Consider the following 6065-nt stretch of genomic DNA (forward strand, 5'->3'; position numbering starts at 1 on the left):
GAGGCGGAGCAGCGAGCGCGGCTCAGGTGAGGAGAGCGGATGACGCAGCAGATCACCGTCCACGGCACGGTCGCGGAGGGCTTCGAGGCGGTGCGCGAGGAGTTCGCCGCTTTCGTCGCCGCCGAAGACGACGACTACGAGGCCCAGTTGTGCGCGTACGCGCACGGTAGGCGGGTCGTCGACCTGTGGGCGGGCGGCGAGGCGGACTCGCTGTACGGCGTGTTCTCGTCCACCAAGGGCGCCGCGCATCTGGTGGTGGCCCTCCTGGTGCAGGACGGCACGCTGGAGCTGGACCGCAAAGTGACCTACTACTGGCCCGAGTTCGCCGCCGAGGGCAAGGGCGCGGTGACCCTGCGGGAGCTGGTCACGCACCGGGCGGGCCTGATCGGGATCGATGCCGGGTTCTCCGCCGAGGAACTGGCCGACGACCGGGCGATGGCCGAACGGCTCGCCGACCAGAAGCCGTTCTGGCGGCCGGGGACGGCGTTCGGCTACCACGCGTTGGTGATCGGCGCGCTCACCGGGGAGGTGGTCCGCCGGGCCACGGGCCACACGCTCCAGGAGGTCTACGAGGAGCGGGTGCGCGCGCCGTACGGCATGGACTTCTTCCTGGGCCTGCCCGAGTCCCAGGAGCCCCGCTTCCGATCCGTGCTGCCGATGGCCCCGACCCCCGAGCAGCAGGCCCTGCTGGACGCCGAGCCGACCGGCCCGCACACACTGACCTCGATCGCCTTCAACCTGCACGCCCCGGAGCCGGTCACGCTGGAGGAGCACGTCAACTCCCGTCGCGTACGCGCGGGGGGACCGGCGTCGGCGGGCGGTGTCGCCTCCGCGCGCGGGCTCGCGACGATGTACGCGGCGGCGATCAGCGAACGGGACGACCGCCCGCCGCTGCTCAAGCCCGACACGGTCGCCGAGGTGGGCCAGATCCACTCCACCGGCCACGACCTGGTGGCCCGCGTCCACCGGTCGTTCGGCCTCGGCTTCCAGGCCACCGCCGAGGCCTGGTATCCGTTCCTGGGCGCCGGCACCTTCGGCCACAGCGGCGCGGGCGGCTCCCAGGCCTTCGCGGACCCGCGCAGCGGAATCGCCTATGGTTACACGCGCCGCAGAATGGCGTTTCCGGGCGGGGCGGCACCGGAGAACGAGAACTTCGCGCGCCTACTGCTCCGGGCGGCGTCGCAGAGCGGCTGAGGCTGCTTGCGAAGCGCGAAGAAGACCGCACCCCACGTCCAAGGGTGCGGTCTCCGCAGTACGCAACGACGGGTGTCAGACCAGCGTCACGCTGATGTTCCCCTGCGTCGCCTTCGAGTAGGGGCACACCTGGTGCGCCTTCTCGACCAGCTCCCGGGCCTTGGCGGCGTCGACGTGCGGAATGCTGGCCCGGATCTCCACGATGATCCCGAACCCTTCCTCGTTCCTGCCGATCCCGACCCTCGCGGTGACCGTCGCCCCGGAGACGTCGGCCCCGTCCTGCCGGGCGACGACGCCCAGCGCCCCCTGGAAGCAGGCGGAGTATCCCGCGGCGAACAACTGCTCCGGGTTGGTCCCGGCGCCGTTGCCGCCCATCTCCTTCGGCGGGTTGACGACGACGTCGAGTCGGCCGTCGTCCGTGGCGACCCGGCCGTCGCGGCCGTTCTCGGCGGTGGCGACGGCGGTGTACAGGACGTCGGACTGCGTGATGGGCATGCGCGTGTCTTCCTCCTCGGTCCGCCGCGACTCGCGCCCACGATCGACGACGGATTTCGGAAAGAAGTTACCGCATACCGAAAACGCCGGGGAAGGCTTCCCGGGTCTCAGAGCTTGACGATCATCTTCCCCGTGTTGTCGCCGCGCAGGACCCCGAGGAACGCCTCCAGGTTGTTCTCGATGCCCTCGACGACCGTCTCGCGGTACTTCAGCCGGCCCGAGGCGACCCATGGCCCGACCTCCCGCACGAACTGCGGCTGCAGGTCGTAGTGGTCGCCGACCAGGAAGCCCTCGATGCGGCCCCGGGTCTGGATCAGACGGGCGAGGTTCCGGGGGCCCGGCGCCGGCTCGGTGTTGTTGTAGACCGAGATCATGCCGCAGACGGCGATCCGGCCGCGCTCGCGGAGGGAGCCGACGGCCGCCTCCAGGTGGTCCCCGCCGACGTTGTCGAAGTACACGTCGATGCCGTCCGGCGCGGCCTGCCGCAGCTGATCGCTCACCGGCCCGTTCCTGTAGTTGAACGCGGCGTCGAAGCCGTACTCCTCCACCAGCAGCTTGACCTTCTCGTCGGACCCGGCCGAGCCGATGACCCGCGAGGCCCCCTTGAGCTTGGCGATCTGCCCGACCTGGCTGCCCACGGCGCCCGCCGCGCCGGACACGAAGACGATGTCCCCCTCCCGGAAGGAGGCGGTGCGCAGCAGGCCCGCATAGGCGGTCAGGCCGGTCATGCCGAGGACGCCGAGGTACGTCGACAGCGGCGCGGCCTCGGGGTCGACCTTGACGGCGTGCTCGGCGTCCATGACCGCGTACTCGCGCCAGCCGAAGAAGTGCAGCACGTGGTCGCCGGCCGCGATGCCCTCCGCGTTGGAGGCGATCACCTCGCCGACCGCGCCGCCCTGCATGACCTTGCCCAGCTCGTACGGGGCGGCGTACGACTTCGCGGCACTCATTCGGCCCCGCATGTACGGGTCGACGGAGAGGTACTTGTTCCGCACCAGCACCTGGCCCTCCCCTGGGGTCGGGACCGGGGTCTCGACGAGGGCGAAATCCTCTGGCTTCGGCCAGCCCACGGGACGGCTGAGCAGGTGCCACTCGCGGTTGATCATGACAGGGCCTTTCTCGCGGTGCAAATATTTCAGAACCTGAAACAAAGATGCTCCTGAATATTTCAGGATGTCAAGTAACCGGCTATCCTGCAGACCATGGCCACCCCATCGAAGACCCGCCGCCCCGACGCCCTCACCATGGAGGTCGTCGAGCTGATCGGTGACGTCGTCGCCCGTTTCTACGCGGACTACGAGAAGGCGGCGGGCGAGCACGCGCTGACCGGACCGCAGGCCAGGCTGCTCAGCCTGCTCTCGCTGGAGCCGCTGCCCATGCGCAAGCTGGCGCAGAAGCTCAAGTGCGAGCCGTCCAACGTCACCGGGATCGTGGACCGCCTGGAGTCCCGTGGTCTGGTCGAGCGGCGCCCGGACCCCGCCGACCGCCGGGTGAAGCTGGCCGCCGCCACCGACGAGGGCGTGCGCCTGGCCACCGACCTGCGCGAGGGCCTGCGCTTCGCCCGCGCGCCCCTCGCCGGCCTGTCGGAGGAGGAACGCCGCTCGCTGCGCGACCTGCTCCGCCGGATGCTGGACGCCTGAGCGCCGCAGGTAAGGTCTGCGCCATGCGCGATCTCGGGGTGGGGTTCGGCCATCTTCTGAAGGGCCAGCGCTGGATGGCCCGGCACGGCCGCAGCTACGGCTTCGGGCTGCTGCCCGGCCTGATCACCCTGGTCCTCTACGCCGCGGCGCTGGTCGCGCTCGCCGTGTGGGGCGCGGACGCGGTCGCCTGGGCGACGCCGTTCGCGGACGACTGGGCCGGCCCCTGGCAGGGCCTGTTCCGCGGCTTTCTGACGGCCGTCCTGTTCGCCCTCGGGCTGCTGCTGGCGGTGCTGACGTTCACGGCGGTCACCCTCCTGGTCGGCCAGCCCTTCTACGAGAACCTCTCGGAGCAGGTCGACGCCGACGTCTCGCCCGACGGCACCGCGCCGCGCCCGGAACTGCCGGTGTGGCGCGAGCTGTGGACATCGGCCAGGGACAGCCTGCGCGTCCTGGTGCGGGCCGGTCTGTGGGGCGTCCTGCTCTTCGCGCTCGGCTTCCTTCCCGTCGTCGGCCAGACGGTCGTCCCCGTGATCGGCTTCTTCGTCACCGGCTTCTTCCTCGCCGAGGAACTCGCCTCCGTCGCCCTCCAGCGCCGGGGCGTCGGACTGCGCGACCGCCTCGCCCTGCTCCGCTCCCGCAAAACCCTGGTCTGGGGCTTCGGCACGCCTCTCGGCCTCGCCTTCCTGATCCCGTTCGTCGCGGTGTTCCTGATGCCGGGCGCGGTCGCCGGCGCGACGCTGCTCGCGCGCGAGCTGCTGGGGGAGGAGAGCGAGGGGGACGCCGAGCCCGACGTCGCCGCCGGCGCACCGGAGTAGGGCAGGCTCGAGGTCTCCCGGCTTTTCCGGCCGGAGGCCGAGGTTCGGGTGGTGGCCGCCGTACCGCCCGGCGGGTGATACTGCGCCGCATGAAGACAGCGAAGGCCGCGAACCTGGGTGCCCTCTTCCTCGTGGAGCTGGGCGTCCTGGCCGGCGCGGCCTACTGGGGCCTGACCCGGAAGTCCTCGCTCGACTGGCTGGTCGGCCTGGCGGCCCTCACCGTGATGACGGCCGCGTGGGCACTCTTCGGCTCCCCGCGCGCCCGGTTCAGGACGCGAGGCGGGGGCCGGGTCGCCTTCGAGGTGCTCTGGTTCGGAGCGGGCGTCGCGGCGCTGTACGCGGCCGGTGCCGTCGGGTGGGCGCTGGCCCTGGCCGTCGTGTGCGCGGTGAGCAAGGGCCTCGCCGCCGCCTGGGGGCAGTAGCCCCTCAGTCCACCGGCTCCCCCGGCAGCCGCAGGAAGTCCCGGAACGCCCCCGGCATGTCCACCGACTCCGGGTCCAGGAGCCACTGGTACTGCAAGCCGTCCATCACGGCGATCAGGAGTGGTGCGGTGCGTTCGGGGGTGAGGCCGTTCGGAAGCCGGTCGCCGTACTCCGTGCGCAGCCCCTGGAGGTCCACCCGAGTGCCGACGGCACCGCCGCCCGCGTCCGCCTCCGCAACACCGGCCGGCGGGCCGGCCGCGAGGTCGTCCAGGTCTGCCTCCCCGGCCGAGCCCGACCCCGCGGGCCCGGCCCGCCGGCTGGCCGGCTTCGCGTCCGCCGAGGCCGGTCCCGGACAGAGCGTCGAGGTGACCGTCGCGCTGCCACGCCGCGCCTTCGAGATCTGGGACGAGACGGCGAACGCGTGGGCATGTGTGAAGGGTTCGTACGAGATCGCCGCCGGACGGTCGATCGCGGACCGCAGGCTCACCGCGCCGATTAACGTCTGATCCGGGACAAGTCCCCCACGAGCAGCCCCGGTCCGGGACCTGACACCTGGACCGGGGCTCGTCGCCCGCGGCCGCGTATGGCAGACTCCCGGCCCGCGAACACCGGAAGACGCCGGGCACGGCACGGGGGAGAGACGGGCGACGTGTATCCAGGACAGCCGACGGGGCCGTACGGCCAACAGCCGCCCCACCCTGGGCCGTACGGCCAACAGCCCCCGCCCCCGGGGCCGTACGGGCAGCCGCCGCAGTACCAGCAGCCGTACCCGCCGCAGCAGGTCCAGCCGCCCGCCCAGCAGGTCGGTGAGGGGCGGATGCGGCTGGACCCGAACCTCACCCCGGCCCAGCGGGACCTGGCGCTGAAGATCCAGGCGAAGTCCAAACCCATGGCCTACGGCATGGTGCTCGGCATCCCGCTGACCTTCGGCGGGCTCCACTACGGCGTCACCCGGCAGCCCCTGGGATTCGTCGTGGCGCTCGCCGGGCTGGCCCTGCTGGCCTTCGGCGTCTTCTCCCTGATGCAGATGCAGGCGCTCAAGCGGCAACTGCGACTCGTCACGGCCGACGCCTGGCGTTCCCCGGCCGCGCATCTGCCCGGCGCCCGCAAGGCCGCCACGCAGGCCGCCTACCTCAACGGCCTGCTGGTCCTGCTGTCCCTCGCAGCGACCGGCTGGCTTCTCCACAAGGGCGCCGGATGGGGTGCGTACGGCAACTCGCTCGGCTTCGGATTCCTGATGCTCGGCGCCGCTCTGCCCTTCGGACTGGCGCTGGCCGCCGCGTCCACCATCCCGCAACTGCTCCAGGTGGTCCCGGCCGGGGCGAAGGTCGGCCGCAGCCTGTACTCGATCATTTTCGTGCTGGCCACGACCGTGACGGGGGAGGGCGTCAAGGGCGGCTCGCCCGGTCCGATCGTGGCCGGGGGGTCGACCCTGCTGATCTGCGCCGGCGCGATGGCCCTGCTGGGCAAGGCGGCGAAGCGGATGCGGGGCGAGACGT

8 protein-coding genes and 1 pseudogene are annotated in these 6065 nt (G+C 71.9%); 6 read left to right on the forward strand and 3 right to left on the reverse strand.

Features of this window, described 5'->3' with window-relative positions; translation table 11 throughout:
• Window positions 1-39: 39 nt before the first annotated feature.
• Window positions 40-1194, forward strand: a complete 1155-nt coding sequence (locus AC5WRT_RS36590; RefSeq protein ID WP_496098453.1) for a serine hydrolase domain-containing protein — start codon at window positions 40-42, stop codon at window positions 1192-1194.
• Window positions 1195-1269: 75 nt separating this feature from the next.
• Here the strand turns inward: AC5WRT_RS36590 and AC5WRT_RS36595 are convergent, their stop codons facing one another.
• Both AC5WRT_RS36595 and AC5WRT_RS36600 read right to left on the reverse strand, forming a co-directional pair.
• Entirely contained in the window at window positions 1270-1689 is a 420-nt protein-coding gene (locus AC5WRT_RS36595) for an organic hydroperoxide resistance protein (protein WP_496098452.1), read from the reverse strand.
• A gap of 107 nt (window positions 1690-1796) precedes the next feature.
• Window positions 1797-2795 carry an NADP-dependent oxidoreductase gene (locus AC5WRT_RS36600; RefSeq protein WP_496101002.1) on the reverse strand — a complete coding sequence of 333 codons (999 nt, stop codon included), beginning with the start codon at window positions 2793-2795 and terminating at the stop codon, window positions 1797-1799.
• 96 nt (window positions 2796-2891) lie between these two features.
• Here AC5WRT_RS36600 and AC5WRT_RS36605 point away from each other — a divergent pair, with 96 nt between their 5' ends.
• From AC5WRT_RS36605 to AC5WRT_RS36615, 3 genes are all read left to right on the forward strand, one after another.
• Window positions 2892-3329, forward strand: a complete 438-nt coding sequence (locus AC5WRT_RS36605) for a MarR family winged helix-turn-helix transcriptional regulator (protein WP_496098450.1) — start codon at window positions 2892-2894, stop codon at window positions 3327-3329.
• Between the two features lie 23 nt (window positions 3330-3352).
• The gene (locus AC5WRT_RS36610; protein ID WP_496098449.1) at window positions 3353-4144 is read left to right on the forward strand and encodes an EI24 domain-containing protein; all 792 of its coding nucleotides are present in this window, start codon (window positions 3353-3355) and stop codon (window positions 4142-4144) included.
• Window positions 4145-4233: 89 nt separating this feature from the next.
• Window positions 4234-4566: a YrdB family protein gene (locus AC5WRT_RS36615; protein ID WP_496098448.1), complete on the forward strand. Its 333-nt coding sequence runs from the start codon at window positions 4234-4236 to the stop codon at window positions 4564-4566.
• A 4-nt stretch (window positions 4567-4570) separates the two neighbouring features.
• Here the strand turns inward: AC5WRT_RS36615 and AC5WRT_RS36620 are convergent.
• A pseudogene (locus AC5WRT_RS36620) lies at window positions 4571-4747 on the reverse strand (TetR family transcriptional regulator); the annotation flags it as partial.
• A 19-nt stretch (window positions 4748-4766) separates the two neighbouring features.
• On the opposite strand from AC5WRT_RS36620, the gene AC5WRT_RS36625 reads away from it, so the two are divergent.
• Together AC5WRT_RS36625 and AC5WRT_RS36630 are read left to right on the forward strand one after the other, a co-directional pair.
• On the forward strand, window positions 4767-5072 hold the full coding sequence (locus AC5WRT_RS36625) for a fibronectin type III-like domain-contianing protein (protein WP_496101003.1): 306 nt from the start codon (window positions 4767-4769) through the stop codon (window positions 5070-5072).
• A gap of 143 nt (window positions 5073-5215) precedes the next feature.
• On the forward strand, window positions 5216-6065 hold an 850-nt coding region (locus AC5WRT_RS36630), incomplete at its 3' end, for a hypothetical protein (protein WP_496101004.1).

Source organism: Streptomyces sp. NTD91 (assembly GCF_059510455.1).

What these genes read in the sequence shown, in the direction of transcription:
- AC5WRT_RS36590 (WP_496098453.1), top strand. Translation starts at nt 40, where the DNA reads ATGACGCAGCAGATCACCGTCCACGGCACGGTCGCGGAGGGCTTCGAG.
- AC5WRT_RS36595 (WP_496098452.1), bottom strand. Translation starts at nt 1,689, where the DNA reads ATGCCCATCACGCAGTCCGACGTCCTGTACACCGCCGTCGCCACCGCC.
- AC5WRT_RS36600 (WP_496101002.1), bottom strand. Translation starts at nt 2,795, where the DNA reads ATGATCAACCGCGAGTGGCACCTGCTCAGCCGTCCCGTGGGCTGGCCG.
- AC5WRT_RS36605 (WP_496098450.1), top strand. Translation starts at nt 2,892, where the DNA reads ATGGCCACCCCATCGAAGACCCGCCGCCCCGACGCCCTCACCATGGAG.
- AC5WRT_RS36610 (WP_496098449.1), top strand. Translation starts at nt 3,353, where the DNA reads ATGCGCGATCTCGGGGTGGGGTTCGGCCATCTTCTGAAGGGCCAGCGC.
- AC5WRT_RS36615 (WP_496098448.1), top strand. Translation starts at nt 4,234, where the DNA reads ATGAAGACAGCGAAGGCCGCGAACCTGGGTGCCCTCTTCCTCGTGGAG.